Annotated in this window: 22 protein-coding genes and 1 riboswitch; of the genes, 11 read left to right on the forward strand and 11 right to left on the reverse strand. The window is 69.6% G+C overall.

All coding sequences use genetic code 11. The features are described 5' to 3' along the window. The first annotated feature begins 81 nt into the window (after positions 1–81). A complete protein-coding gene (locus tag ACFYNL_RS16790) occupies positions 82–969 on the forward strand; it encodes an HAD hydrolase family protein (RefSeq protein WP_388803267.1) in 888 nt (295 codons plus the stop codon). 21 nt (positions 970–990) lie between these two features. Here the strand turns inward: ACFYNL_RS16790 and ACFYNL_RS16795 are convergent, their stop codons facing one another. From ACFYNL_RS16795 to ACFYNL_RS16810, 4 genes are all read right to left on the reverse strand, one after another. Continuing rightward, positions 991–2,067, reverse strand: coding sequence for a M23 family metallopeptidase (locus ACFYNL_RS16795; RefSeq protein WP_388803270.1), 1,077 nt, complete (start codon positions 2,065–2,067; stop codon positions 991–993). A 100-nt stretch (positions 2,068–2,167) separates the two neighbouring features. After that, complete coding sequence (gene cydD, locus ACFYNL_RS16800) at positions 2,168–5,722, reverse strand: thiol reductant ABC exporter subunit CydD (RefSeq protein WP_388803273.1); 3,555 nt, start codon at positions 5,720–5,722, stop codon at positions 2,168–2,170. A gap of 63 nt (positions 5,723–5,785) precedes the next feature. Next, a complete protein-coding gene (cydB, locus tag ACFYNL_RS16805; RefSeq protein WP_388803276.1) occupies positions 5,786–6,805 on the reverse strand; it encodes a cytochrome d ubiquinol oxidase subunit II in 1,020 nt (339 codons plus the stop codon). Positions 6,806–6,825: 20 nt separating this feature from the next. Beyond that, on the reverse strand, positions 6,826–8,334 hold the full coding sequence (locus ACFYNL_RS16810; RefSeq protein WP_388803278.1) for a cytochrome ubiquinol oxidase subunit I: 1,509 nt from the start codon (positions 8,332–8,334) through the stop codon (positions 6,826–6,828). A gap of 142 nt (positions 8,335–8,476) precedes the next feature. On the opposite strand from ACFYNL_RS16810, the gene ACFYNL_RS16815 reads away from it, so the two are divergent. Next, the gene (locus ACFYNL_RS16815) at positions 8,477–8,869 is read left to right on the forward strand and encodes a cyclophilin-like fold protein (RefSeq protein ID WP_388803281.1); all 393 of its coding nucleotides are present in this window, start codon (positions 8,477–8,479) and stop codon (positions 8,867–8,869) included. A gap of 63 nt (positions 8,870–8,932) precedes the next feature. Here the strand turns inward: ACFYNL_RS16815 and hisC are convergent, their stop codons facing one another. Next, a complete protein-coding gene (gene hisC / locus ACFYNL_RS16820; RefSeq protein ID WP_388803284.1) occupies positions 8,933–10,012 on the reverse strand; it encodes a histidinol-phosphate transaminase in 1,080 nt (359 codons plus the stop codon). Between the two features lie 427 nt (positions 10,013–10,439). On the opposite strand from hisC, the gene ACFYNL_RS16825 reads away from it, so the two are divergent. From ACFYNL_RS16825 to ACFYNL_RS16835, 3 genes are all read left to right on the forward strand, one after another. Continuing rightward, positions 10,440–11,552 carry a LacI family DNA-binding transcriptional regulator gene (locus ACFYNL_RS16825; protein WP_388803287.1) on the forward strand — a complete coding sequence of 371 codons (1,113 nt, stop codon included), beginning with the start codon at positions 10,440–10,442 and terminating at the stop codon, positions 11,550–11,552. A gap of 331 nt (positions 11,553–11,883) precedes the next feature. Beyond that, a complete protein-coding gene (locus tag ACFYNL_RS16830) occupies positions 11,884–12,960 on the forward strand; it encodes a metallophosphoesterase (RefSeq protein WP_388803290.1) in 1,077 nt (358 codons plus the stop codon). Between the two features lie 192 nt (positions 12,961–13,152). Then, on the forward strand, positions 13,153–14,025 hold the full coding sequence (locus tag ACFYNL_RS16835; RefSeq protein ID WP_388803293.1) for a hypothetical protein: 873 nt from the start codon (positions 13,153–13,155) through the stop codon (positions 14,023–14,025). A gap of 110 nt (positions 14,026–14,135) precedes the next feature. Here the strand turns inward: ACFYNL_RS16835 and ACFYNL_RS16840 are convergent, their stop codons facing one another. Continuing rightward, entirely contained in the window at positions 14,136–15,239 is a 1,104-nt protein-coding gene (locus tag ACFYNL_RS16840; RefSeq protein ID WP_388803296.1) for a hypothetical protein, read from the reverse strand. 138 nt (positions 15,240–15,377) lie between these two features. After that, positions 15,378–17,162 carry a phosphomethylpyrimidine synthase ThiC gene (thiC, locus tag ACFYNL_RS16845; protein ID WP_388803300.1) on the reverse strand — a complete coding sequence of 595 codons (1,785 nt, stop codon included), beginning with the start codon at positions 17,160–17,162 and terminating at the stop codon, positions 15,378–15,380. Then, a riboswitch (TPP riboswitch) is annotated at positions 17,155–17,344 on the reverse strand. Its footprint overlaps the gene before it by 8 nt. 431 nt (positions 17,345–17,775) lie before the next feature. On the opposite strand from thiC, the gene ACFYNL_RS16850 reads away from it, so the two are divergent. Next, on the forward strand, positions 17,776–19,362 hold the full coding sequence (locus ACFYNL_RS16850; protein ID WP_388803303.1) for a YibE/F family protein: 1,587 nt from the start codon (positions 17,776–17,778) through the stop codon (positions 19,360–19,362). A gap of 216 nt (positions 19,363–19,578) precedes the next feature. Here the strand turns inward: ACFYNL_RS16850 and ACFYNL_RS16855 are convergent, their stop codons facing one another. The 4 genes from ACFYNL_RS16855 to ACFYNL_RS16870 form a co-directional block, all read right to left on the reverse strand. Next, complete coding sequence (locus ACFYNL_RS16855; protein ID WP_356582019.1) at positions 19,579–20,016, reverse strand: SsgA family sporulation/cell division regulator; 438 nt, start codon at positions 20,014–20,016, stop codon at positions 19,579–19,581. Between the two features lie 97 nt (positions 20,017–20,113). Continuing rightward, the gene (locus ACFYNL_RS16860) at positions 20,114–20,911 is read right to left on the reverse strand and encodes an IclR family transcriptional regulator (RefSeq protein WP_388803306.1); all 798 of its coding nucleotides are present in this window, start codon (positions 20,909–20,911) and stop codon (positions 20,114–20,116) included. A gap of 261 nt (positions 20,912–21,172) precedes the next feature. Beyond that, positions 21,173–21,385: a DUF5326 family protein gene (locus tag ACFYNL_RS16865; protein WP_388803309.1), complete on the reverse strand. Its 213-nt coding sequence runs from the start codon at positions 21,383–21,385 to the stop codon at positions 21,173–21,175. Between the two features lie 162 nt (positions 21,386–21,547). Then, the gene (locus ACFYNL_RS16870; RefSeq protein WP_019755167.1) at positions 21,548–21,865 is read right to left on the reverse strand and encodes a cupin domain-containing protein; all 318 of its coding nucleotides are present in this window, start codon (positions 21,863–21,865) and stop codon (positions 21,548–21,550) included. Between the two features lie 61 nt (positions 21,866–21,926). Between ACFYNL_RS16870 and ACFYNL_RS16875 the strand changes: the two genes are divergently transcribed. From ACFYNL_RS16875 to ACFYNL_RS16895, 5 genes are all read left to right on the forward strand, one after another. Continuing rightward, positions 21,927–22,304, forward strand: coding sequence for a phage holin family protein (locus ACFYNL_RS16875; RefSeq protein WP_388803312.1), 378 nt, complete (start codon positions 21,927–21,929; stop codon positions 22,302–22,304). Positions 22,305–22,311: 7 nt separating this feature from the next. Further along, positions 22,312–22,803, forward strand: a complete 492-nt coding sequence (locus tag ACFYNL_RS16880) for a low molecular weight protein-tyrosine-phosphatase (protein ID WP_388803315.1) — start codon at positions 22,312–22,314, stop codon at positions 22,801–22,803. Then, positions 22,800–23,951, forward strand: a complete 1,152-nt coding sequence (locus ACFYNL_RS16885) for a cystathionine gamma-lyase (RefSeq protein WP_388803317.1) — start codon at positions 22,800–22,802, stop codon at positions 23,949–23,951. Before ACFYNL_RS16880 ends, ACFYNL_RS16885 begins: the two co-directional genes overlap by 4 nt. 231 nt (positions 23,952–24,182) lie before the next feature. Next, positions 24,183–25,088, forward strand: a complete 906-nt coding sequence (locus tag ACFYNL_RS16890) for a LysR substrate-binding domain-containing protein (RefSeq protein ID WP_388803321.1) — start codon at positions 24,183–24,185, stop codon at positions 25,086–25,088. Positions 25,089–25,245: 157 nt separating this feature from the next. Beyond that, positions 25,246–25,728 carry an NUDIX domain-containing protein gene (locus tag ACFYNL_RS16895; RefSeq protein ID WP_388803324.1) on the forward strand — a complete coding sequence of 161 codons (483 nt, stop codon included), beginning with the start codon at positions 25,246–25,248 and terminating at the stop codon, positions 25,726–25,728. The last annotated feature ends 10 nt before the right edge of the window (positions 25,729–25,738 follow it).

The following is a 25,738-nucleotide window of genomic DNA, read 5'->3' on the forward strand; positions in this document are numbered from 1 at the left end:
GGTGTCAGTGATGTTCCCAGAGGCGGTATCTCCTCACGTCCCGCCTCAGATGTGCGGAGTCCTGCACGGCCGTGCAGGCATATGCGGGAGAATGACCCGGTGACCTCAGCGACTCGACAGCCTCAGACCCCGGCCGCCGCTGTCCGCCCGCGGCTTATCGCCACCGACCTGGACGGCACCCTGCTGCGGGACGACAAGTCGGTCTCCCCGCGCACCGTCGCCGCACTGGCCGCCGCCGAGGAGGCGGGCATCGAGGTCTTCTTCGTCACCGGCCGCCCGGCGCGGTGGATGGACGTCGTCAGCGACCACGTCCACGGTCACGGCCTGGCGATCTGCGGCAACGGCGCCGCGGTGGTCGACCTGCACGGGGGCCCCGGCGCCCACCGCTTCGTGAAGGTGCGGGAACTGGCACGGCCGAACGCGCTGGACGCCGTGGGGCTGCTGCGGGACGCGGCACCGGGCACGATGTACGCGGTGGAGCAGACGTACGGCTTCTACCAGGAGCCGGACTATCCCAAGCTGCACATGGAGATACCGGATCAGCTGGCGCCCGCCGAGGACCTCCTGGGGCCGGACGCCCCAGGTGCCGACGAGCCGGTCCTCAAGATCCTCGCGTTCCACCCCACCCTCGACCCCGACGCCTTCCTCACCCTCGCCCGCCTCGCCATCGGTGACCGCGCCAATGTGACCCGCTCCAGCCCGAGCGCCCTGCTGGAGATCAGCGGCCCCGGCGTCTCCAAGGCCAGCACGCTCGCCCTGTGCTGCGCCGAGCGCGGTATCTCGCACGAGGAAGTCGTGGCTTTCGGGGACATGCCGAACGACGTGGAGATGCTGACGTGGGCGGGCCAGTCCTACGCGATGGGCAACGCGCACCCGGATGTCATCACCGCCGCCTCGGGCCGGACGGTCGCCAACAACGAGGACGGTGTGGCGGTCGTCATCGAACGGCTGCTGGCCCAGCAGCCGTAGCAGGGCCCGAGGGCGGCCGGGCTATCCGAGCTGCACTCCCCGATCCATCATCCACGGCACCGGATCAACCGCCGAGCCCATCTCGGGGGTGACCCGCGCCTCGAAGTGCAGGTGCGGTCCGGTGGAGTTGCCGGTCGTACCCGACTGGCCGATCCACTGACCGGTGTCGACCCTCTCGTCCTGGTCGACGGCGACCGCGGCCAGGTGGGCGTACTGCGTGTAGTAGCCGTCGGCGTGCCGGACGACGATCTCCATGCCGAAAGCGCCGCCGCACGCCACCTTGACCACGCGTCCGTCCCCGACCGCCCGCACCGGCGTACCGATGGGGACCGCGAAATCCTGCCCGGTGTGCCGGTTGGCCCACCGCTGTCCCCCGCTGCCGAACGCAGCGGACAGCGCGTACGACTCCACCGGGGCCACCCATGCGGTCGTGAAGTCCGTCTTCGGCTGGTCGAGCCTGATGGCACCCCGGCAGGAACCGGCGGCCACGGAGGCGTCGGCCCGCCCCTGCAACTGCCGGCGTGCCGCTTCGAGTTTCTGCTCGATGCCGTCCTTCAGCACGGCGAGTTCGGCGTTGCGCTTGTCCAGACTCCGCCAGGCCGCCGCGGCCTTGGCCTCGTCCGCGGCGAGCCGTGCCTCGGCACGGCGGCTCTTGTCGATGGCGTTGTTGACGACCAGGCTCGTCAGCGAGAAGACACGCTGACCGCGCATCATCTCGTCGGGGCTCTTCGCGAGGATGATCTGCGCGGTGAGCGGCATCCCGCCGCCGCTGCGGTACTGGGCGCGGGCGATCCGGCCCAGGTCCTCGCGCAGCACACCGATCGCCCGCCGCTCCCGCTGGAGCAACGCCTCGGCCAGCTGGGCCTTGGCCCGCTGCGCCTCGGCTTCCTGCCGCGCCGTCTCATACCGCCGGGTTGCCAGGGCGGCATCCTCGTACAGTCGCACCACCTGCGTGCTGAGGGCGGAGTCGTCGCCCATCCCTTGATGTCCGGGCGAGCCCTCGCCGTCACCGACAGCGGCGGCCGGCCGCACCAGGGACGCCACGAGCGCGCACAGCAGTGCCGGAACGAGCAGGCCGCGGCGGCGTTGTGAACACATGTCAGCGATCGTGACCCGTGAGAGCGGCCACGGCCCTGTTCGAGTCGTACGCCTGGGGGAAGGGTTGCTGCGGACGGGTCAGTACGCGTGTTGACGCCCGCTACGAGGCGGCCACCAGCAGATCCGCCGCCTCCTCCCGCCGGACCATCGCCCGCAGCGGCCCGTCCGCGGCGACCAGCTCCGTGAACGGCCCCCGCTGCACCACACGTCCCTCGTCCAGGACGACCACCTCGTCCACGGCCTCCAGCCCGGCCAGTCGGTGGGTGATGAGCAGCGTCGTGCGGCCCTCGGTCGCGGCCAGCAGGTCGGCGGTGAGGGCGTCCGCGGTGGGCAGGTCGAGATGCTCGGCGGGCTCGTCGAGGACCAGGACGGGGAAGTCGGCCAGCAAGGCACGGGCCAGGGCGAGCCGCTGCCGCTGCCCGCCGGACAGCCGGGCCCCGTGCTCACCCACCAGCGTGTCCAGTCCGTCGGGCAGGCCGTCGGCCCAGTCGAGGAGGCGGGCGCGCCTCAGGGCGTCGCGCAGTTCCTTCTCGGTGGCGTCCTTCCTGGCGAGCAGCAGGTTCTCGCGCACCGAGCTGTCGAAGAGGTGCGCGTCCTGGGCGCACAGGCCGACGATCCGCCGTACGGCGTCGCCGTCCAGCGTGTACGCGTCCACGCCGCCCAGCGTGTACGAGCCCCCGCCCGCATCCAGGAAGCGGAGCAGCACCTGTGCCAGCGTGGTCTTGCCGGACCCGGACGGTCCGACCACCGCGATCCGGCGGCCCTCCTCCAGGGTGAGGTCGAGGCCGGCAAGCGCGTCCCGGTCCTGCCCGGCGTGCCGGGCGGCCAGGTCCCGGACAGCCATCGGGAAGGGGGTGGCGGGCGCCTGCCGGGGCCGCCGCGGTTCCCGTACGGGCTCGGGGGCGTCCAGCACCTCGTACACGCGCTCGGCGCTCCTGCGCACCCGCTGCCGGTACTGCACGGCGAGCGGCAGGCCGAGGACGGCCTCGAAGGCGGCCAACGGCGTGAGAACGACGACGGCCATCGTCACGCCGCCGAGCCGCCCGTCGGCAACCGCCTGGGCGCCGACGAGGGCGGTGAGCGCGACCGTGATCCCGGAGATCAACGCGGTGAGTCCGTCGCCGAGCGCGGTGGCGGTGGCGGCCCGCGCGGCGATCCGGGTGAGCGCCTTGTCGGCCCTTTGCGCCTCGGCCGTGCGGCCGGGCAGGGCGCCGGCGACAGTCAGCTCGGCGGTACCGGTGAGCAGATCCGTCACGCGGGTCGCCAGTACGCCGCGGGCGGGCGCAAGCCTGCGCTCGGCGCGTCGGGCGACGGCGCCCGTGACGAGCGGGACACCGATCCCGGCCGCCAGCAGTCCCACGGCGAGCACGGCACCGGCCTCCGGCAGCAGCCAGGCGGTGAAACCGACGGCCCCGGCGGACACGAGGGCCGCGGACGCGGCGGGCAACAGCCACCGCAGCCAGTAGTCCTGCAGCGCGTCCACATCGCTGACCAGGCGCGAGAGCAGATCACCGCGGCGGGCGCGGTGCAGCCCCGCGGGTGCCAGCCTCTCCAGCCGCTGGTAGACGGCGACACGCGTGTCGGCCAGCATCCGCAGCACCGCGTCATGCGACACCAGCCGCTCGGCGTACCGGAACACGGCCCGCCCGATACCGAAGGCGCGCGTCGCGGTGACGGCCACCATCAGATACAGCACGGGCGGCTGCTGCGAAGCCCGTGAGATGAGCCAGCCCGAGGTGGCCATGAGCCCGACGGCACTGCCGAGCGCGAGGCTCCCGAGGAGCAGCGCCAGGGCCAGACGGCCACGCCGGGGACCGGACATGGCGCGGACCCTGGCGAGGACGCCGCGTGGGTCCTTCGCGAGCGCCACGGCATCGGCGTCGGCGTCGGCGTCGGCCACAGCAGCGTCGGTTTCGGTCGGCGCTCCGGCGCCGTGCGCTTCACGCCCACCGTCCGGACGGGCAACGGCTCCCCCGGGCGAACCCTCGGGCGGACCCTCCCCATGAGCGGGCTCTGCGGGCTCCGCGAGCCGCACCACTCGGTCCGCCACCCCCAGCAGCGCGGGCCGATGCACGACCAGCAGCACGGTCCTCCCGACCGCCAGCCTGCCCACGGCCTCCACGACCTCGCCCTCGGTGGCGCCGTCGAGCGCGGCCGTCGGCTCGTCGAGCAGCAGGAGGGGACGGTCGGCAAGGAAAGCCCGGGCCAACGCGAGCCGCTGGCGCTGCCCCGCGGACAGCCCCGCCCCGTCCTCACCCAGCACCGTCTCGATGCCTTGGGGCAGCGCGTCCACGAACTCCAGGGCCCCGGCGTCCTCCAGCGCACGGCGTACGGCGGCCTCATCCGCGTCGGAACGTGCCAGCCGTACGTTCTCGGCGATCGTCCCGGCGTACAGGTGCGGTCGCTGAGGCACCCAGGCGATCCGCGAGCGCCACTCCTTAAGGTCGAGGTCGGTGAGATCGACTCCCCCGACCAGGACGCTCCCTTCGGTAGGCGGTACGAACCCCAGCAGCACGTTCAGCAGTGTCGACTTGCCCGCGCCGCTCGGCCCGACGAGCGCGACCGTCTCCCCGGGCTGGACGGCGAACGACACGTCCGAAACGGCGTCGGCGGCTCGGCCCGGGTATCGGACCGAGACTCCCTCGAAGGACACGGCCCCCATCGGCACCGCGACGCCACCGGACTTCGGTGCCGGAGTCTCCAGCACCTCGAAGATCTCCTCGGCCGCAGAGAGTCCCTCGGCCGCCGCGTGGTACTGCGCACCCACCTGCCGCAGCGGCAGATACGCCTCCGGCGCCAGGACGAGGACGACCAAGCCGTCGTAGAGATGCATCTCGCCGTGGACGAGCCGCATGCCGATCGTCACGGCGACCAGGGCCACCGAGAGCGTGGAGAGCAGTTCCAGGGCGAAGGAGGAGATGAAGGCGATCCGCAGGGTCCGCATGGTCGCCCTGCGGTACTCGCCGGTGATACGCCGGATCGACTCGGCCTGGGCTTTGGCCCGCCCGAACACCTTCAGGGTCGGCAGCCCGGCCACGACGTCCAGGAAGTGCCCGGACAGCCGCGACAGCAGCCGCCACTGGCGGTCCATCCGGGACTGCGTGGCCCAACCGATCAGCATCATGAAGACCGGGATGAGCGGCAGGGTGCCGACGATGATGGCCGCCGACACCCAGTCCTCGGTCACGATCCGTGCCAGCACCGCCACCGGCACGACCACCGCGAGGCCCAGTTGGGGCAGATAGCGCGAGAAGTAGTCGTCGAGGGCGTCGACGCCCCTCGTGGCAAGGGCGACCAGCGAACCGGTCCGCTGTCCGCTCAGCCAACCTGGCCCCAGCTCGGCCGCCCGCTCCAGCAGCCGCCCTCGTAGCTCCGACTTCACGGCCGCGCTCGCCCGATGGGCGGCCAGCTCGGTGAGCCAGGCGACCAGAGCGCGCCCGGCCGCGACAGCCCCCAGCAACAGCAGGGGAGTGCGCAGTTCAGCGGCGGAGAACCCCTGCTGGAAGGCACCGACCACCACCTCGGCGATGAGCATCGCCTGGGCGATGACCAGCCCCGCCCCGAGAGCACCCAGGCCGACGACCGCCAGCAGGAAGAGGCGGGTGGCACGGGCGTATCGGAGGAGACGAGGATCGATCGGTTTCACGTGAAACATGCCCTTCGGTCCAGGGCAGGGTGTTTCACGTGAAACAGCGTGAAACACCCCACGGCGACGAACTCAGTGCTTGGCCCCCGCAGCGGCATCCACAGCGATGTGCTGTGTGCCGATCCGCTTGCGGAACACCCAGTACGTCCAGCCCTGGTAGAGCATCACGATCGGCGTGGCGATCGCCGCGCACCAGGTCATGATCTTCAGGGTGTACGGGCTCGACGAGGCGTTGGTGACCGTGAGGCTCCACTCGTCATGGAGCGAGGACGGCATGACGTTCGGGAAGAGCGTCAGGAAGAGCATCGCCACGGCGGCCACGATGGTGACCCCGGAGAAGGCGAACGACCAGCCCTCGCGCCCTGCCTGGTTGGCCACCAGGGCCGCCACCAGGCCGGCCACGGCCACGACGAGCGCGACCAGGCTCTTGCCGTCGCCGCTCTCGATCTGCGTCCACACCAGGAAGATCAGCGCCAGCACCGCGGTGAGGACACCGACGCGCGTCGCCAGCACCCGTGCCCGCTCCCGGATCTCCCCTACGGTCTTGAGCGCGGTGAACACCGCCCCGTGGAAGGTGAACAGCGTCAGCGTCACCAGGCCGCCGATGAGCGCGTAGGGGTTGAGCAGGTCCAGGACGCTGCCCACGTACTCGTGGTCCTGATCAAGCTTCACACCGCGCGCGATGTTGGCGAAGGCCACGCCCCACAGAAACGCCGGGATCAGCGAGCACCAGAAGATCGCGTGCTCCCAGTTGCGCTGCCAGTTCTCCTCGGGCCGCTTCACCCGGTACTCGAAGGCAACGCCCCGGACGATCAGGCAGACCAGGATGAGCAGCAGGGGCAGATAGAAGCCGGAGAAGAGCGTGGCGTACCACTCGGGGAAGGCGGCGAAGGTGGCGCCGCCCGCGGTGAGCAGCCACACCTCATTGCCGTCCCAGACGGGCCCGATGGTGTTGATCAGCACCCGCCGCTCGGGCCGGTTGCGGGCCAGCACCTTGGTGAGGACACCGACCCCGAAGTCGAAGCCCTCCAGGAAGAAGTAGCCGATCCACAGGACGGCGATCAGGACGAACCAGACGTCGTGAAGTTCCATGACTGTGCAGCTCCCTCGGCCTAGTACGAGAAGGCCATCGGCTTGTCGGCGTCACGGGAGTCGCCGCCGATCTTCGTGGGCGGGTTCAGGTCGGCCTCGGTCAGCTCGGGCGGTCCGGCCTTGACGTACTTGGCGAGGAGCTTGACCTCGACAACGGCCAGGACGGCGTAGAGCGTGGTGAAGACGATCATCGAGGTGAGGACCTCACCCTGGGAGACACCAGGGGAGACCGCGTCACGGGTGCGCAGCACGCCGTAGACGACCCATGGCTGGCGGCCCATTTCGGTGAAGATCCAGCCCCACGAGTTGGCGATCAGCGGGAACGCCATGGTCCAGATCGCGATGCGCCAGTACCACTTCGTCAGCTTCGGGCCGAGCGCCTTCCTCGGGAGCAGGACCAGATGGGGCACCTCGTCGTCACCGACCCTCAGGTGCTGCGGCAGCATGAACTTCTTCCGCGTCAGCCAGAGTCCGATCAGGCCGATGGTGAACGACGCCATACCGAAGCCGATCATCCAGCGGAAACCCCAGTAGGCGACGGGGATGTTGGGCCGGTAGTCGCCCGGGCCGTACTTCTCCTGCTCGGCCTTGTTGACGTCGTTGATGCCGGGGAGGTACGAGGAGAAGTCGTCCTTGGCCAGGAAGGACAGCAGACCCGGGATCTCGATCGCGACCTTGTTGTGGCCCTCGTCGACGTCACCGACGGCGAAGACCGAGAAGGGTGCCGGCTTCTCTCCGTCCCACAGCGCCTCGGCCGCGGCCATCTTCATCGGCTGCTGCTCGTACATGATCTTGCCGAGGACGTCCCCGCTGATCGCGGTGAGCATGCCGCCGATGACGACGGTGACCAGGCCAAGCCGCAGCGAGGTCTTCATGTCGCGGATGTGCTTCTTGCGGAGCAGGTGGTAGGCGGAGATGCCGACCATGAACGCGCCGCCGGTGAGGAAGGCCGCCGAGAGGGTGTGGAAGGCCTGGGCGAGCGCGGTGTTCTGCGTCAGCACGAGCCAGAAGTCGGTCAGCTCGGCCCGCCCCTTCGCCTCGTTGATCCGGTAGCCGACGGGGTGCTGCATCCACGAGTTGGCCGCGAGGATGAAGTACGCCGACAGGATCGTGCCGATGGAGACCATCCACATGCAGGCCAGGTGGATCTTCTTCGGCAGTTTGTCCCAGCCGAAGATCCACAGACCGATGAAGGTGGACTCGAAGAAGAAGGCGATCAGGGCCTCGAAGGCGAGCGGAGCGCCGAAGACGTCGCCGACGAAGCGGGAGTAGTCGGACCAGTTCATGCCGAACTGGAACTCCTGCACGATGCCGGTGACCACACCCATCGCGATGTTGATCAGGAAGAGCTTGCCCCAGAACTTCGTCGCTCTGAGGTACTTCTCTTTCTCCGTTCGCACCCAGGCGGTCTGCAGGCCGGCCGTGAGGGCGGCCAGGGAGATCGTCAGGGGGACGAACAGAAAGTGATAGACGGTGGTGATGCCGAACTGCCAGCGCGCCAGCGTCTCCGGCGCCAGAGCCAGGTCCACGTCGCCGCTCCTTACCTACGCTTGTGAAAGCGTTCACATTCACAAGCAATTATGCAGCACAGCTGTTCGCGCTTTGAAGGGGGGTCCCCTCATTCACCCCGACCCCTTGGCGAGCACTTCAACATATTGTTGAATCTGCGGCATGCAGACACAGAAGCCCCTACAGATACGGATCTCCTGGCCCGCGGGGCACGTCACCGCGGCCCTCGACGACACCCCGACCTCTCAGGCCCTCACCAAGGCGCTGCCCCTCGTCTCCACCGCCCGCACCTGGGGCGAGGAGGTCTACTTCGACACAGGCGTCGCTGTTCCACGTGAAACCGACGCCCGGCAGGTCGTCGAACCCGGCACGGTCGCCTTCTGGACGGACGGCGACGCACTCGCCCTCCCCTACGGGCCGACGCCGATCTCGCGAGGCGCCGAGTGCCGCCTCGCGAGTCCGTGCAACGTCCTGGGCCACCTCGACGGCGACCCCCGTCTGCTGGCCACGGTGCGCGACGGTGACCCCGTGCGCGTGGAGCTCATGGACAGCTGAGGTCCCTCACGCAGCCGGCCCCGGGCACCCCGACATGGGGAACCCAGAGGCCCTGGCGGCGCCTCACAGCTCCTTGCGGAACCCTTCCGCCACCTTCAGGAAGATGTCGTTCGCCTCGGCTTCGCCGATCGTCACCCGCACACCCTCGCCCGGGAACGGTCGGATCACCACGCCCGCCTGCTCACAGGCTTGCGCGAAGGGGACCGTGCGCTCCCCCAGGCGCAGCCACACGAAGTTGGCCTGGGTCTCGGGCACCGTCCAGCCCTGAGCACGCAGCCCGTCGACCACGCGGTTGCGTTCGCACACCAACGAACCGACCCGTCCGAGCAGTTCGTCCTCGGCACGCAGCGAGGCGATGGCCGCGTCCTGCGCGAGCTGGCTCACACCGAACGGCACGGCCGTCTTGCGCAGCGCCGCCGCGACCGGCTCCTGGGCGATCGCGAATCCGACACGGAGGCCCGCGAGCCCGTACGCCTTGGAGAACGTCCGCAGGACACAGACGTTCGGCCGCTCACGGTAGATCTCCACACCGTCCGGCACCTCGGGGTCGCGGATGAACTCGCGGTACGCCTCGTCGAGGACCACCAGCACATCGCCGGGCACCCGGTCGAGGAACCGCTCCAGTTCGGCCCGCTTCACGACCGTGCCGGTGGGGTTGTTGGGGTTGCAGACGAAAATGAGCCTGGTCCGCTCGGTGATGGCGGCGGCCATCGCGTCGAGGTCGTGCACATCACCCGGTGTCAGGGGCACCTGCACGGACGCGGCGCCACTGATCTGCGTGATGATCGGGTACGCCTCGAAGGACCGCCAGGCGTAGATGACCTCGTCCCCGGGCCCGGCGGTGGACTGGATCAGCTGCTGGGCGACCCCGACGGAACCGGTGCCGGTGGCCACGTGGGAGGCCGGCACCCCGAAGCGCTCGGACAGCTCGTTCATCAGCCCGGTGCACATCATGTCCGGGTAGCGGTTGAACGAGGAGGCGGCCGCGGTCACGGACTCCAGCACGCCCGGGAGCGGCGGATAGGGGTTCTCGTTGGAGGACAGCTTGTAGGCCACCGGGCCACCGGCCGCGGCAGGCTTGCCCGGCTTGTAGGTGGGGATACCCTCCAGCTCGGCGCGCAGCCTGGGGCTCGTCTCGCTCACCGCAGTCCTCCTCGTGACCACTGGCGGCCCATCATCACCGCCGGCTCCAATGCTCCTTACCTTATGAGGATTCGCCGCCGATGCGTACAGGTGCGCCATCTCATCTGCGGACCTCTTTTGTCACACCAGCATCAAGGGCATCACCGTACGAAGTTGTACGAATTAGGGGGCGCGTCACACATATATCTATGCGCCGGTGGCTCGCGCCGTGGCGCGCATCCCCCGTGCAGGTGAGTTGAGACCTCTTCGAGACATCGCGCACTTGGCAGGCTCATGCGCGCCGACAAGTCACGTCTTACCCTTGGATCGTTCAACTCCCTTGCAATCCATAGACTTTGTGGCTTGATGACCTTGCAGAAACGTGCCTGTCAACGCGTGAATATGCGTCCGCACTACCCCACCGCATGAGCCCTACTATCGGCTCGCCATGACAGCAGCAGGGAAGCACCAGGTGAGCCGCGCGGAAACCTCACGTCGAGGCAACCGGCCCGGGCGGGCGGGGATCAGAGACGTGGCCGCCGCCGCCGGGGTCTCCATCACAACCGTCTCCGACGCCCTCAACGGCAAGGGCAGACTCCCGGACGCCACCCGACGCCATGTCCGCGAGGTCGCCGACCGACTGGGCTACCGGCCGTCGGCCGCCGCCCGCACCCTCCGTACCGGCAAGTCGGGCCTGATCGGCCTGACCGTGACGACCTACGGGGATGAACCTTTCACCTTCACCGAGTTCGCGTACTTCGCAGAGATGGCCAGAGCGGCCACCTCTGCCGCGCTCGCCCGCGGCTACGCCCTGGTGATCCTCCCCGCGACCTCACGCCATGACGTCTGGTCGAACGTCGCCCTCGACGGCACGGTCGTCATCGACCCGTCCGACCAGGATCCGGTCGTCAGCGAGCTGGTCCGGCAGGGCCTGCCGGTGGTCTCCGACGGCCGCCCGGCCGGGTCGCTGCCGGTCACCGCCTGGGTCGACAACGACCACGAGGCCGCCGTCCTCGGCATCCTCGACCACCTGGCCGACGCGGGCGCCCGCCGGATCGGCCTGCTGACGGGCACGACGACGGACACGTACACACACCTGTCCACCACCGCCTACCTGCGCTGGTGCGAGCGGGTCGGCCAGGACCCGGTGTACGAGGCCTACCCGGCGCACGATCCGTGCGCGGGCGCCGTCGCCGCCGACCGGCTGCTCGCCCGCCCCGACCGCCCCGACGCCGTCTACGGCCTGTTCGACCCGAACGGCACCGATCTGCTCGCCGCCGCCCGCCGCTACGGCCTGCGCGTCCCGGACGATCTGCTGCTGGTGTGCTGCAGCGAGTCGACCGTGTACGCCAACACCGAGCCCCCCATCACCACGCTCTCCCTGAAGCCGCGCCGTATCGGCACGGCCGTGGTCCAGCTCCTCATCGACGCCATCGAGGGGGTGGAGGCGGACCAGCCGGTCGAACAGGTGATACCGACCGAGATGATCGTGCGTACCTCGTCCCAGCGACGCCCCCCGCGTACGACGGTCAGCCCGCCCCGGTCGCCCGAGGAGCGGTAGGAGCGGGGCGCGAAAGCCGGCGCAAGCGGATGGCGGAAGCGACGGACGCAGGGGCGGGGAAACGGCAGAAGCAGGTCGCGGGGGGTCGCACAGCAGGTCCGGGGACGGCGGGAACAGGTCGGGAAGCGACACGGAACACCGTCGCCGGACAGCCAAAGACCTGCCCAATCGGGGCGAAAGCCGCGACGAACAGCAGTCCCGCTCCGATTCACTACCCCTGGGTCATCACATGGCGCGATCGGCATTCCTATGATGGGCCCACGACACCGCGGGCCGCTGCGACCAGGCAGTCCGATGCGGTGCAGCTGCGGCGCGATGGTGGAGGGGTCTGATGACTCAGGGGGCCGGTCAGGGACCCGAGGTGGAGCGGACGGCGACGTTGCGCGACTTCCGGGTGCCCGCTTACGTCCACGAGACCGGTCCGTACGCCCACAGCACACACCCCGGCGACGTCGCCCCGCACCTCGACGAGACCTACCCGGAGGGCTACACGCCCACCCAGCGCGACCTGCCCGTCATCAACCGGGGTGACACCCTTCAGGTCCAGGTCGACCCCGCCGCCGCGCCGGCCCCGCGGTCGGTCGGCGGTCCCGGCCCGCTGTTCGTCGTCGGTGATGTGCACGGCTATCTCGACGAGCTGATGGCCGCCCTCCAGGAGAAGGGCCTCGTCGACTCCGCGGGCAACTGGTGCGCCGGCACCGCCAGGCTGTGGTTCCTCGGCGACTTCACCGACCGCGGACCCGACGGCATCGGCGTCATCGACCTCGTGATGCGGCTGTCCGCGGAGGCCGCCGCGGCCGGCGGTTACTGCAAGGCGCTGATGGGCAACCACGAGCTGCTGCTGATCGGCGCCAAGCGGTTCGGCGACACCCCCGTCAACTCCGGCGCGGGCACCGCCACCTTCCAGGCGGCCTGGCTGCTCAACGGCGGCCAGAAGACCGACATGGACCGCCTCCAGGACCACCACCTGCAGTGGATGTCCCGCCTGGACGCCATGGAGCAGGTCGACGGCCATCTGCTCGTCCACTCGGACACCACCGCCTATCTCGACTACGGCGACTCGATCGAGGCGGTCAACGACACCGTCCGCGAGACGCTCACCCGCAACGACGCCGACGAGGTCTGGGACCTCTTCCGCAAGTTCACCAAGCGCTTCTCCTTCCGCGACGAGGGCGGCGCCGACCATGTGCGTTCCCTGCTCGATACGTACGGCGGCACCCGGATCGTTCACGGTCACAGCCCCATTCCGTACCTGTTGGGCGAGGTGGGTTCCGAGGAGGGCGAGGACAGCGGCGGGCCCTCGGTCGCGGGTCCGCACGTCTACGCCGACGGCCTCGCCATCGCCATGGACGGCGGCGTGACCATGGCCGGAAAGCTGCTGGTCCAGCAACTTCCCCTGGACATCTGAGGGTTCGCGGGCAGGCATCGCCCCCTGGACGTCGTCACGGGGGACGGTGCAGGCCGGGGCCCAATTTTGGCAACCCCCTGTCACCGTGTGCCGTGACCGCTCTACCATCGGCTTATCCGTAGCAGGCTCCCCTCCGTTTCTGCCCGACGGCTCGTTGGCATGCGAGCCCCAAGCCCTACGGAGCATCGGGGGATGCACATGAACAGCGTTCCGCAGCACCTGCACAGCGAGGACCGCCAGGAATACGAGCGGATCCTCGATGAGGCGCTGCGCTCCGCACCACACCGCCCGGAACTGACCGCTGTCGGACAGCGGCTCAACCCCGAACAGCTGCGCACCATGGCGCTCAACGCCACCGCACTCATCACGGCGGCTGCGGCGACCGAGTACCAGCACTACGTGAAGGTCCGCGAGGAACTGCGTCAACCGGCGCCGTCCACCCCGTCGTCCACCCGTGAGTCCGGCTCCACCGAGTCGGGCGGCGGCGCGATGGGGCTCGCCACCACCATGGGAGAGGTCGCCGAGACCGCGGGGCCCGGCGTCGTCGCCGTCCTCGCCGTCCTGGCGCCCGTCCTCGCCGGCACCGCCGCGGCGATCTTCCTGCTCGTCGGCTACATCCTGAAGATGCTCAGCCCCGAGCCGGCGTTCGCCCAGACGATGCTCACCACCGGATGGGTCTTCGGTGCCCTGGCCGCGGCCGCCATCCTGGTCGCCGCCGTCGGACTCCTGCTCACCGCCCTGCGCAACCGTCCCGCGTTCGACGGCGGGCCGTACGGCGAACTGAGCGAGGAGGTGGCCCGGGCCAAGGAAGCCTGGCGGGAAGCCCTGCTGGAGCGCGGCATCGTGCCGTTCCTTCGGGAGGCCCTCACCGATCCCGGCACGGCGTCGGCGCTGCACCACACGCCGCCGCCGTCGACACCGGCCGGCCGCATGCCGAACCTCGGCTACGGCCGCCCCGGCTTCAGCAGCCCGGGTGACGGATCCACTTCAGGTCCGCGCCCGAGCTTCACCAGCCCGGACTACACGAGCCCGGACTTCGGGGGGCCGGAACACCAGCCGGAGTGACGTCGACCGCGGTGACACCACCGAGCGACGCCGGCCGGATTGCCCCTCGGCTTGCGCCCCCGACCAGGGAGCGCAAGCCGAAGACCCGGTGGTACGGCCCTCGGCCGGCACTACAGACGGCGGAGGCACTGCGCTTCCACCCGTTCGACCAGGGTCCGGCTGAAGGCGTGCACGAGGGACAGATGGAACAGAGCCGGTGCCAGGGGCGCCCATCGATGCACGCGGTCAGCCCGCAACAGATACTTGACCACGGCGGCCGGCCGGAAGGGCACGTACTCGATGGTCTCGTGCTCCCACCGGTCCGCGACGCCCCGGCTCATCCGCGTCTGGAGATCGGTGCTCTTCAGTTCCTTGAGCCGGGCGTAGAAGTGCCCGCTCCAGTGACGTTTGTCGATGTCCAGGACGAACGCCAGCAGTTCGAGCGTGTACTCGTGGGGCTCCACGGCCAGTTCCTCGCGCATGCCCCGGCGGGCCACCGCGTGCAGATCCGGTGCGCTTCTGCCTGAGGAGTCGATGTGGCGTGACAGGCCCTCGTTGACGGAGGAGTTCCACACGCCCGGTGCCATGCGCACCCGGTCACTGCGCCGGCTGACCACCAGCATGTCGTCGGCGGTGACCACGGCGATGTTGACGGCGAAGCTGCACTGGAGGAAGTCCGGTGCCCGCAGCGGCTTCTCCGGGTCCAGATACCGGGAGCGGGGCGTCGTGCCGTCGGGCAGCCGGCGGTCGAGCTGCTGGGCGGCCAGGAACGTGTAGTAGTCCGTGGGCCGAAGCCGCAGATGGACTTCGGGCGTCTCGTCGAGAGGGGTACGGGAGATGTCGACCGACTCGACCGCGTACCGCGGCCCGTTCCACAACGGGGTGCGGCCCTCGGCCCGCAGTCGCTCGCTCTCCTCGGCCACCTCCGCACGCCAGTCGGCCATGTCGGGCGGCAACTCCACCTCGCCGTCGAGCACATGGACGTACACCGCCTCCGGGGGTATCGGCTTGTCACCGTCCCCTTCGACGATCAGCGCGGACGTCTGCAGCGGCCCCAGCGAGAAGGTGCTCCAGGCGGGCCCGGACTCCTCCTTGCGCCCCAGACTGCGCAGCGCACTGGCCGACCGTCTGCGCAGCCGGTACCAGAGGTTTTGCAGGGGCTGTTGGAACAGCACCGCGAACAGCATGCCGATGAAGGCGCCGACCACTCCGTTGGTGACATCGATCCCACTCACACGGAAGACCCTAGGGATCTTGGTCGCATCGAGCGGCGTAGTGCCCGTTCCGTTACGGGGACGGGTGGGCGGGCGATCCTCGCGTGCGGCGGGCAGGGGCGCCGCTGGTGCGGGTTCCCCTGCCCGGCCGGCATTCACTCAGTCCGCGATCGGCAAGTACACCCGGTTGCCCGCCGCCGCGAACTCCTCCGACTTCCGCGCCATGCCGTCCTCGATCTCCTGCCGGGAACCGCCGTGTTCGCGGCGGATGTCCTGGGAGATCTTCATCGAGCAGAACTTCGGCCCGCACATGGAGCAGAAGTGAGCCGTCTTGGCGGGCTCGGCCGGCAGTGTCTCGTCGTGGAACTCGCGGGCGGTGTCCGGGTCGAGGGCCAGGTTGAACTGGTCCTCCCACCGGAACTCGAAGCGGGCGTCGGACAGCGCGTCGTCCCACTCCTGGGCGCCCGGGTGCCCCTTGGCGAGGTCGGCCGCGTGGGCGGCGATCTTGTAGGTGATGACGCCGGTCTTGACGTCGTCACGGTTGGGCAGGCCCAGGTGCTCCTTGGGCGTGACGTAGCAGAGCATGGCCGTGCCCCACCAGGCGATCATCGCGGCACCGATGCCGGAGGTGATGTGGTCGTACGCCGGCGCGACGTCCGTGGTCAGCGGGCCGAGCGTATAGAACGGAGCTTCATCGCAGATCTCCTGCTGAAGGTCGATGTTCTCCTTGATCTTGTGCATCGGGACATGTCCCGGGCCCTCGATCATGGTCTGTACGTTGAAACGCTTGGCGATCGTGTTGAGTTCCCCGAGCGTCTTCAACTCCGCGAACTGCGCCTCGTCGTTGGCGTCCGCGATCGAGCCCGGCCGCAGGCCGTCGCCGAGCGAGTACGTGACGTCGTACGCCGCGAGGATCTCGCACAGCTCCTCGAAGTTCTCGTACAGGAAGCTCTCCTTGTGGTGCGCGAGGCACCACGCGGCCATGATCGAGCCGCCACGGGAGACGATGCCGGTCTTGCGGTTGGCGGTGAGCGGTACGTACGGCAGGCGCACGCCCGCGTGGACCGTCATGTAGTCCACGCCCTGCTCGGCCTGCTCGATGACCGTGTCCTTGTAGATCTCCCAGGTCAGTTCCTCGGCGCGGCCGTCCACCTTCTCCAGCGCCTGGTAGAGCGGCACCGTGCCGATCGGGACGGGGGAGTTGCGCAGCACCCATTCGCGCGTGGTGTGGATGTTGCGGCCGGTGGACAGGTCCATGACCGTGTCGGCACCCCAGCGGGTCGCCCAGGTCATCTTCTCGACCTCCTCCTCGATGGAGGAGGTGACCGCGGAGTTGCCGATGTTGGCGTTGACCTTCACCAGGAACCGCTTGCCGATGATCATCGGCTCGATCTCCGGGTGGTTGACGTTGGCCGGCAGCACCGCCCGGCCCGCCGCGATCTCGTCGCGCACCACCTCGGGAGAAACGTTCTCCCTGATGGCTACGAACTCCATCTCGGGAGTGATCTCGCCACGGCGCGCGTAGGCGAGCTGCGTCACCGCCTTGCCGTCCCGGCTACGACGCGGCTGACGCGGCCTGCCGGGGAAGACGGCGTCGAGGTTGCGCAGGCCACCACGCGGCGAGGTGTGCTTGATCCCGTCGTCCTCGGGACGGACGGGACGGCCCGCGTACTCCTCTGTGTCGCCGCGGGCGATGATCCAGTTCTCCCGCAACGGAGGCAGCCCCCTGCGGACATCCGTCTCGGCGAGTGGATCGGTGTACGGGCCCGACGTGTCGTACAGCGTGACCGACTGCCCGTTGGTGAGGTGCACCTGGCGGACCGGCACCCGCAGATCGGGGCGTGAGCCCTCGACGTACGCCTTGTGCCAGCCGATGGACTTCCCGGCCTCCTGGGACTTCTCGTCCTGAACGGAGGCAGGCGTGCGCGCGTCCTTGATGGTCATGAGACCTACTCCCTACGCCGGCATTACCCGGTAACAGGTTCGGCGGTCGACGCAGCGGTATCCGTCTGCCGATGTTTCGTGTGCAACATCACTCGCGATGGGTGATGTTTCATGTGAAACATCGCTGGGACGGAGGTCAGCGCCCTCTCAGCCCGGTGCTCCGAGCTCCCGCGTGTACAAAGGTGGCTCCACGCTAGCGTCAATTCGGGCGCGGTGAACAGAGGGCCCCCCTCGTTCTTGCGATGATCGGTCGGTGACCACGACGCATGAACCTCCGTACCCACCGCCCGAGCCGCACCGCGGCTCGGGCTCCGGAAACGGCCCCGCACGAGGCAACGGCCTTACGGACGGCCGGGGTTCGGCGATGCCCCGAGGCAGATACGACGGTGAGTTCGGCCGTGGTTCCGGCGATGGGTCCGGCGATGGGTCCGGCGACCACGCGGCTGGATCCGACGGCTGGCACGAGCACGGCCGGGGTTCCGGTGGGGTGCAGGAGCATGGCAGCGGAGGCGGGACCGGCGCCGGCGGCGGGCACGAGCGGGGGCCCCGGGCGGGTGGCGTACGGGGTTACGGTCCCGCCTATCGCGGCGCGCCGGGGCGAGGGCCCGGGGACGTGGAAGGGCCCGGTCGCGGACCTGGTGGGGGGAGCGGGGACGGCTTCGGGGGCGGTCACGGGGACGACTTCGGCGGGGGACACGGTCATGGGCCGGGTTCCGGGGGCGGTCACGGGGATGGCTTCGGGGGCGGCCACGGGGACGACTTCGGGGGTGGGGGGCACGGGCATGGGCCCGGTTCCGGTGGCTCGCACGGTGACGGTGGCGGGGGCCAGGGTGGAGGCGGGGGCGGCGGCCATGGGCACTCGCACAGTCACGCCCACGGCCCCGCGGCGCCCGTCTCCCAGCATCTGCGCAAGGTCATCGCGGCGGTCCTGATCCCGTTCGCCGCGGCAGTGATGGTGGGGCTCGTCGTGCTGTGGCCGGGCGGCGCCCCGCCGCACGAGCGCACAGGCGTCGGCTTCGACCGGCAGACGCAGCAAGCCACGGTCACCCAGGTGGTCGAGGTGAGCTGCAAGGAAGCAGGCGCCTCGGGGGTGCCCCCGACCGGTGACACCTCCACGGCCGAGGGCTCCTCCGCCGTGCAGCAGGAGAACGGCACCTGCAAGAAGGCGACGATCCGCGTCGACACCGGCAAGGACAAGGGCCGGACGTTCACGGAGATCGTGCAGCCCGACCAGTCACGGCAGTTGAGCGAGGGCCAGGAGGTCGTGGTCGCCTACGAACCCTCGGCGCCCAAGGACCTGCAGTACTCGGTCACCGACGTGAACCGTCGAGTGCCGTTGTCCGTGCTCGCCGGCATCTTCGCGGTCGCCGTCGTGATCGTCGGGCGGATGCGTGGTGTCATGGCGCTGATCTCGCTGGCCATCAGCTTCATGGTGCTGAACTTCTTCATCCTGCCGGCGATCCTTCAGGGCTCCAACCCGCTGGTCGTGGCGGTGGTCGGGTCGAGCGCCATCATGCTCATCGCCCTGTACCTGTGCCACGGCTTGTCGGCCCGGACGTCCGTCGCGGTGCTCGGCACGCTCATCTCGCTGTTGCTGATCGGCTTCCTCGGCTCGGTGTTCATCGACTGGGCGGCGCTCACTGGCAACACCGACGACAACACCGGACTGATCCACGGCCTGTACCCGTCGATCGACATGAGTGGTCTGCTGCTCGCCGGAATCATCATCGGCTCGCTCGGTGTCCTCGACGACGTGACGGTCACCCAGACGTCCGCCGTCTGGGAGCTCCACGAGGCCAACCCCACGATGGGCTGGCGCGGGCTGTACCAAGCGGGTATCCGGATCGGCCGCGACCACATCGCGTCCGTGGTCAACACACTCGTCCTCGCCTACGCGGGCGCCGCGCTGCCGCTGCTGCTGCTCTTCTCGATCGCGCAGAGCGGCGTCGGCACGGTCGCCAACAGCGAGCTGGTGGCGGAGGAGATCGTGCGGACGCTGGTGGGCTCGATCGGGCTGGTCGCGTCGGTGCCCGTCACCACGGCTCTCGCGGCGCTGGTGGTTTCCGCCGACCGGCCGGAGAAGGGGGCGGTGCCCGCGGGTGCCCGTCCCGCTCCGGCGGGTACGCCCGCGGCTGCTGAACGGCCGGCTGCGGGCCCGCCTGCCGCACGCGGCGGACGGGGTCGTCGGCGCAAGCGGTGAGGGGGGCGGACGCCGGTCTCGTGCGACCGCCCGTACGGGGGCGTGCGGAGTGCACCCCGCGGGAGGAAGGCGTCCCGCCCCGCCCGTGGAGCTGGTGAGCGCCGGCCGCGCCCGCGGCCTCCGCCGAACCCGAGCACCTGCGGCACAGGCGCCCGTCGGCAGTGCCCCTGGCACCCGGCGAAGCGTTACGTCACGCACGCCCACGACCCTGAAGCCTCAGCCCGCGCTCTGCTCCTCCGCCAGGATGCGGTCCAGAGCCTCGTCGAGGTGGGCGTCGAAGTCGGCCAGCGCACCCTCCTGCCCGAGTGGCACCAGTTTGTCCGTGCGGTCGAGGAAAGCCACGAGCGGCGCCACGGAGGAGCGGAACAACGCTTGGTCGGCGCCCACCTGAAGCCTGATCAGCACGTCACCCAAGGTCTCGGCACCGGCCGGTGAAACCCGTACGTCACCCTCCCCGCAAGGCCGGCCGACCCCGTCGACCAGCAGCTCACGGCCGAACGCCCATGTCACCGGGGCGTCTCCGGGCAGGTGGAAGGTCAGCCGTACGGCATAGGGATCACAGGTCTCGTAGCGCAGCTCCACCGGGATGCGGAAAGAGAGCTCCTCGGAGACGAGGAAGCTCATCATGACCTCTGCCTGTACGGACTCTCGCATCGCCTACCCCGTCGTTTGCCGTCGACTGGCCGGGAACGGACCCCGACACTGGTGGAATCTTGCTGAACGTACACGAGAGATCACAAGGAGTGAGTTTTCAGATACTGATAGAGATCGCGAGTGACCCCAGCAGCCGCCCGATTTCGTCCTGCAGTTGCCGCGCCGCCGACAGCAGCCGGTCGGCCTGGTGAACGGGCAGCGAAATGGCCATCGTGGCGGCCGTGGTGCCCACGGTGATCGGGATCGCCGCGCACACCGTGCCCAGCGCGTACTCCTGACGTTCGGTCACCGGTTGGGCGCTTCGGGCCTGGTCGAGCCGTCGGAGCAGGGTGCGGCTGTCGCGCACCGTGTACGGGGTGATGGACTGCACGGGGTGGCGGTCGAGGTGGTCCCGACGGGCGTCCTCGTCCAGCTGGGACAGCAGGCACTGGCCGATGGCGTGCGCGTGGGCGGTCTCACGAAAGTCGGCCCATTCCTCGACGGCGGGGTTGCCCGGAGTGTCGGAGACGCACATGACCTCGATCTCGCCGTCCCGGTACAGGGCGTAGTACACGGGGACGCCGATGGCGTCACGGCAGTGGGCGAGTGCGTCGGCGACCGTGCTGCGACGTTTCTGCTTGGCTGCGCTGCTGCTCAGCCGTACGGCCGCGTCACCGAGGAAGAACAGCCCTTTGTCACGGTGCAGATAGCCCTCGTGCACCAGTGTGCGCAGCAGGTGGTAGGCGGTGGGCAGCGCCAGGCCCGTCTCGCGAGCGAGTTGTTTGGCGGGCGCTCCGTATTCGTGTTCGGCGACGCATTCCAACAGGCGCATCGCCCGCTGGACGGATCCGATGAGCGTCGCCGAGTGGGGCTGCTCGGAGGGGACGGGGGACGCCTGCCGCGGTACCTGGGGCACCGAGGAACACGGCCGTCCGACGGATGCGTGGGGGTCTGAGGGGGCGGTGTCAACCGTGGCCAAGGGTCACTCCCGAAGCGCGAGGGGGGAGCCCGTGCCGGGGGAACACGGGTGGGGGTGCACGCCAGCTCGCGGGGTGCCCCCCGCGTCGATTTCCGGACTCTATTCGCCTGCCACCGCCGACAGACGTGCTGCCCGGGAAACTTCCCTCGCCCGAGGGAACCGGCAATTCCTGTTACCGCTTCCCTCGCCCCACGCCTCTCACCAGTCGCTGCGCGACGAGGAGCTGGAAGTGAACTTCCGTACGACGTAGATGAGTCCCCCGACCAGCGCCACGAAGAGCAGCACCTTGAAGAGCAGTCCGATGACAAATCCGACGACGCTGGCGATCAGCCCGCCGAACACGACCAGAGCGATGACCGGCACCGCGATCCACTTCACCCACCACGGCAGTCCCGCGAAGATCTCACGCATCGCCCTCGTCCTCATCTCTCCGCCCGTCACGGTGCGGGTCCCGGTCCCGGGGAACCTGCTGATTCCCTGCACTCGATGCTAGGGCGGCCAAGTGCCCCGGCGGGGGCCACGCAGCCCTTGTCCTCCCCTGATCGATCCCCTAGGGAACCCTGAGGGCAGAGGTCAGCTCTCGGGCGGAGAGAACACCACGAGCACCCGAAGGTCCTCGCTGATGTGGTGGAACTTGTGGGCGACTCCGGCCGGGACGTACACCACGCTGCCGCGTGCCACCTGGGTGGTCTCCATGCCGACGGTGATCTGGGCGCGGCCGCTCACAACGAAGTAGACCTCGTCCTGGTTGTGCGGCTTCTGTGGATCATGCTCGCCGGCGTTGAGCGCGTACAGACCGACCGACATGTTCCGCTCGCGCAGAAACTGCAGGTAGGCACCCTCATTGGCGGCGCGCTCCGCCTCCAGTTCGTCCAGCCGGAATGCCTTCATCGCCCTCGTCCGCCCTCATCACCAGTGCTCATGGCCGATCTCGTCTGCCACGATCAGACACATGAAGAATTTCGTAGTCAAGACGATCGCCAACGCGGGCGCCCTGGCGGTCGCCGTCTGGCTGCTCGACAAGATCACCCTCACCGGTGACAGCACGGGCAAGAAGGTCGGCACCCTGATACTCGTCGCGCTGATCTTCGGCGTGGTGAACTTCCTGGTCAAGCCCATAGTGAAGCTTTTCAGCCTGCCGCTGCTCATCCTGACGCTCGGCCTGTTCACGCTGGTCGTCAACGCCTTGATGCTGCTGCTGACCTCGTGGCTCGCCGACAAGTTCGACCTGAGCTTCCACGTCGACGGCTTCTGGACGGCGGTACTCGGTGGCCTGATCATCTCGATCGTCTCCTGGGCCCTCCACATGATCCTTCCCGACGGGGACTGAGCATCCAATGACCTACCGCGTCTGCTTCGTCTGCACCGGCAACATCTGCCGCTCGCCGATGGCCGAGTCCGTCTTCCGCGCGCGCGTGGCCGAAGCCGGGCTCGACGGCCTGGTCGAGGTCGACAGCGCCGGCACCGGCGGCTGGCACGAGGGCGACCCGGCCGACCCGCGCACTGTCTCGGTCCTGGAGGAGCACGGTTACGACAGCGGTCACACGGCCCGGCAGTTCCGGCCTTCCTGGTTCGCCCGTCTCGACCTCGTCATCGCGCTCGACTCCGGTCACCTCAGGGCCCTGCGCCGACTCGCGCCCACCCCCGAGGACGCGGCGAAGGTGCGGTTGCTGCGTTCCTACGACCCCGCCGCGGGCGACGACCTGGATGTGCCCGACCCGTACTACGGCGGCCGGGACGGCTTCGAGGAGTGCCTGCAGATGGTGGAGGCCGCAAGCACGGGCCTGCTCACAGCGGTTCACGAGCAGACGGGAGGACGGGCGGCATGAGCGGCACCCGTCCGAAGGGACTCCCCGCCGACGGCGACGGCACGCGCGCGGTGCGGGCCGGGCTGCCCGAGCCGGTCAAGTACGAGCCGACCCTGCCGGGCCCGGTGTTCGCCGCCCACTACCACCTGCCGGGCGAGCCCACGGGGCCGTACACCTACGGCCGCGACGAGAACCCGACCTGGACCCACCTGGAGCACGCCATCGGCGAGCTGGAGGCACCGGGGGAGGACGGCGTCGAGACGCTGGTCTTCGCGTCGGGCATGGCCGCGACCTCATCGGTGCTCTTCTCCCAGCTGCGTGCCGGCGACGCGGTCGTCCTGCCCGGCGACGGCTACCAGGCGCTGCCTCTGGTGCGGGCGCAGCTGGAGTCGTACGGCATCGAGGTGCGCACGGCGCCGACCGGCGGGGACGCCCAGCTCGACGTCCTGGACGGCGCGAAGCTGCTGTGGATCGAGACTCCGTCGAACCCCGGGCTCGACGTGTGCGACGTCCGGCGGCTCGTCGAGGCCGCACACGCGGGTGGCGCCCGCGTCGCCGTGGACAACACGCTCGCCACCCCGCTCGGGCAGCGCCCGCTGGAGCTCGGTGCCGACTTCTCGGTGGCCAGCGGCACCAAGCAGCTGACGGGACACGGCGACGTACTGCTCGGATACGTCACCGGCCGCGACGCCGAGGCCATGGCGGCCGTACGGCGCTGGCGCAAGATCGTCGGGGCGATCCCCGGGCCCATGGAGGCCTGGCTCGCGCACCGTTCGCTCGCCACGCTCCACCTCCGCGCGGAGCGGCAGAACGCCAACGCCCTCGCGGTCGCCGAAGTGCTGCGGGACTGGCCGGAGGAGCTCGGGGTGCGCTATCCGGGACTGCCCGACGATCCGTCGCACGCCGTCGCCTCACGGCAGATGCGGCGATACGGGTGCGTGGTGTCCTTCACGCTGCCCACGCGCGCGCGTGCCGAGCGTTTCCTCGATGCCCTCCGGCTCGTCGACGACGCGACCAGCTTCGGCGGGGTCCGGTCCACGGCGGAACGGCGGGGGCGCTGGGGCGGCGACGCCGTACCGGAGGGGTTCGTTCGGATGTCGATCGGAGCTGAGGATCCCGAGGACCTGGTTGCCGACGTCCGGCGTGCGCTGGGCGAATCGGCGCGGTGACCGGTCGCTCAGCGAGCCCGCGCAGCCCTGCTCACGAGGGGCCGGACGGTCCGAGCCTCCCCCCTCGTGGCTCGGACCGCCCTCGGTTCCGCGCGCGAAGAACCGCGCGAACAAGGCTAGTTGACTGTCTGTCAGTGTCCAATCACAGTAGCGACAGCGACCTATCGACTTATTTATAGTTGGACCCTGCTCTGGGGGTGGAGAGAAGGGCGGGGAAGGGGAGGCTGTCGCATGGATCTGGCCTTGCTGCGCACCTTTGTGACCGTGCACCGGGCCGGTTCCTTCACCCGCGCCGCCGCGTTGCTCGGGCTGTCACAACCGGCCGTCACCTCGCAGATCCGTACTCTGGAGCGGCAGTTGGGCCGCCCCCTGTTCCTGCGGCAGGCCCGCGGAGTGACGCCGACGACCATCGGCGACGAGCTCGCCCACAAGGCAGCGCCCCATCTCGACGCCCTGGTGGAGATCGCCGAGACCGGGCTCGACGACGAGTCGTCCTTACGATCCCTGCACCTCGCCGGCCCTCCCGAGTTCACCGCCGAGCGGGCACTGCCCGCGCTCACCGAGCTGACCAGCGAGGAAGGACCGCAGTTCGCTCTGCGCGCGTCCTTCGGCAACGCCGAGGAGGTCCTCGAAGGGCTGGCCGCCGGACATCACGATCTGGCCATCAGCACGGCCCGTCCTCGCGGTGCTCTTCTCACGGCGACTCCGCTCTGCGACGAAGAGCACGTCCTCGTGGCCGCTCCCCTTTGGGCCGAGCGCATCGGCCCGGGGGCCCCGGGCCGCAACGGGGCGAACGCGCTCAAGGAAGTCCCGGTGGTGGAGGTGCACGAGTCCCTGCCCTTCGTCTCCCGTTACTGGGCTTCGGTCTACGACTCCCGTCCGGCCGCTCCGGGGTCCGTGATCGTCCCCGATCTGCGCGCGGTACTCGCCTGCGCGGCCGCGGGAGCCGGACTGGCGGTACTGCCCCGCTATCTGTGCGTGACCGCCCTGGAACGCGGCGAGGTCGTCGCCCTGCACGATCCGCCGGTGCCCCCGCTGCGGACGTACTTCCTCGTGGTCCGCACCGGCACGCTGGCGATGCCGCACATCACGCGAGCTCATGAATGGCTGTTGCGCTCGGCCTCCACCTGGGTCTGACGGACCTCTCCCCGGCGACGGTGTCGCGATCGCGGACCTCGTCCTGCGGCCCTTTGCGGACGCACCTGATCAGGGCATCCGCACCTATCACGCCCTGATCCCGACCGATGACGTTTCGCGATGTTTCACGTGGAACCAGCCGGGCCACATTTCTCCCATGACCGTCCGACCCGTGGTCAAGCGCACCGCTCGAGCCGTCCTTCTGGACGGCGACGATCTGATCCTGATCAAGCGCACCAAGCCCGGCATGGATCCGTACTGGCTGACTCCCGGTGGCGGGGTCGAGCCGACGGACACCACTGTCGTCGAGGCGCTGCACCGGGAGGTGTACGAGGAGCTCGGCGCCAAGATCGTTGACGTGGTGCCCTGCTTCGTCGACACCGTCGAGCACATAGGCGAGGACGGCGGGGCGACCGGTGTGAAGGTGCAGCATTTCTTCGTCTGCCGCCTGGAATCGATGGACCCGTCCCTGCGGCACGGGCCCGAGGTGGACGAGCCCATCGGCGAGTACGAGATCGTGCGGGTGCCGTTCACCCGGGTCGGGATCGCTTCGGTCCATCTGGTGCCGCTGTCGCTGCGGCACTACCTGGACGGAAACATCGAGGGCGTTCGCGCCATGCACGCCCCCGACCTGGGCTGACAGCCGCCGA

Origin of the sequence: Streptomyces sp. NPDC007808, from assembly GCF_042868655.1 — a bacterium.
Lineage (GTDB): Bacteria > Actinomycetota > Actinomycetes > Streptomycetales > Streptomycetaceae > Streptomyces.

Excerpts from the sequence above, each read along its gene's own strand:
- cydD (WP_388803273.1), bottom strand. The coding sequence starts at position 5,722 with ATGTTTCACGTGAAACCGATCGATCCTCGTCTCCTCCGATACGCCCGT.
- ACFYNL_RS16855 (WP_356582019.1), bottom strand. The coding sequence starts at position 20,016 with ATGCGAGAGTCCGTACAGGCAGAGGTCATGATGAGCTTCCTCGTCTCC.
- cydB (WP_388803276.1), bottom strand. The coding sequence starts at position 6,805 with ATGGAACTTCACGACGTCTGGTTCGTCCTGATCGCCGTCCTGTGGATC.
- ACFYNL_RS16815 (WP_388803281.1), top strand. The coding sequence starts at position 8,477 with ATGCAGACACAGAAGCCCCTACAGATACGGATCTCCTGGCCCGCGGGG.
- ACFYNL_RS16870 (WP_019755167.1), bottom strand. The coding sequence starts at position 21,865 with ATGAAGGCATTCCGGCTGGACGAACTGGAGGCGGAGCGCGCCGCCAAT.
- ACFYNL_RS16890 (WP_388803321.1), top strand. The coding sequence starts at position 24,183 with ATGGATCTGGCCTTGCTGCGCACCTTTGTGACCGTGCACCGGGCCGGT.
- ACFYNL_RS16875 (WP_388803312.1), top strand. The coding sequence starts at position 21,927 with ATGAAGAATTTCGTAGTCAAGACGATCGCCAACGCGGGCGCCCTGGCG.
- ACFYNL_RS16865 (WP_388803309.1), bottom strand. The coding sequence starts at position 21,385 with ATGCGTGAGATCTTCGCGGGACTGCCGTGGTGGGTGAAGTGGATCGCG.
- ACFYNL_RS16835 (WP_388803293.1), top strand. The coding sequence starts at position 13,153 with ATGCACATGAACAGCGTTCCGCAGCACCTGCACAGCGAGGACCGCCAG.
- ACFYNL_RS16895 (WP_388803324.1), top strand. The coding sequence starts at position 25,246 with ATGACCGTCCGACCCGTGGTCAAGCGCACCGCTCGAGCCGTCCTTCTG.
- ACFYNL_RS16795 (WP_388803270.1), bottom strand. The coding sequence starts at position 2,067 with ATGTGTTCACAACGCCGCCGCGGCCTGCTCGTTCCGGCACTGCTGTGC.
- ACFYNL_RS16790 (WP_388803267.1), top strand. The coding sequence starts at position 82 with ATGCGGGAGAATGACCCGGTGACCTCAGCGACTCGACAGCCTCAGACC.
- ACFYNL_RS16825 (WP_388803287.1), top strand. The coding sequence starts at position 10,440 with ATGACAGCAGCAGGGAAGCACCAGGTGAGCCGCGCGGAAACCTCACGT.
- ACFYNL_RS16880 (WP_388803315.1), top strand. The coding sequence starts at position 22,312 with ATGACCTACCGCGTCTGCTTCGTCTGCACCGGCAACATCTGCCGCTCG.
- ACFYNL_RS16885 (WP_388803317.1), top strand. The coding sequence starts at position 22,800 with ATGAGCGGCACCCGTCCGAAGGGACTCCCCGCCGACGGCGACGGCACG.
- ACFYNL_RS16830 (WP_388803290.1), top strand. The coding sequence starts at position 11,884 with ATGACTCAGGGGGCCGGTCAGGGACCCGAGGTGGAGCGGACGGCGACG.
- thiC (WP_388803300.1), bottom strand. The coding sequence starts at position 17,162 with ATGACCATCAAGGACGCGCGCACGCCTGCCTCCGTTCAGGACGAGAAG.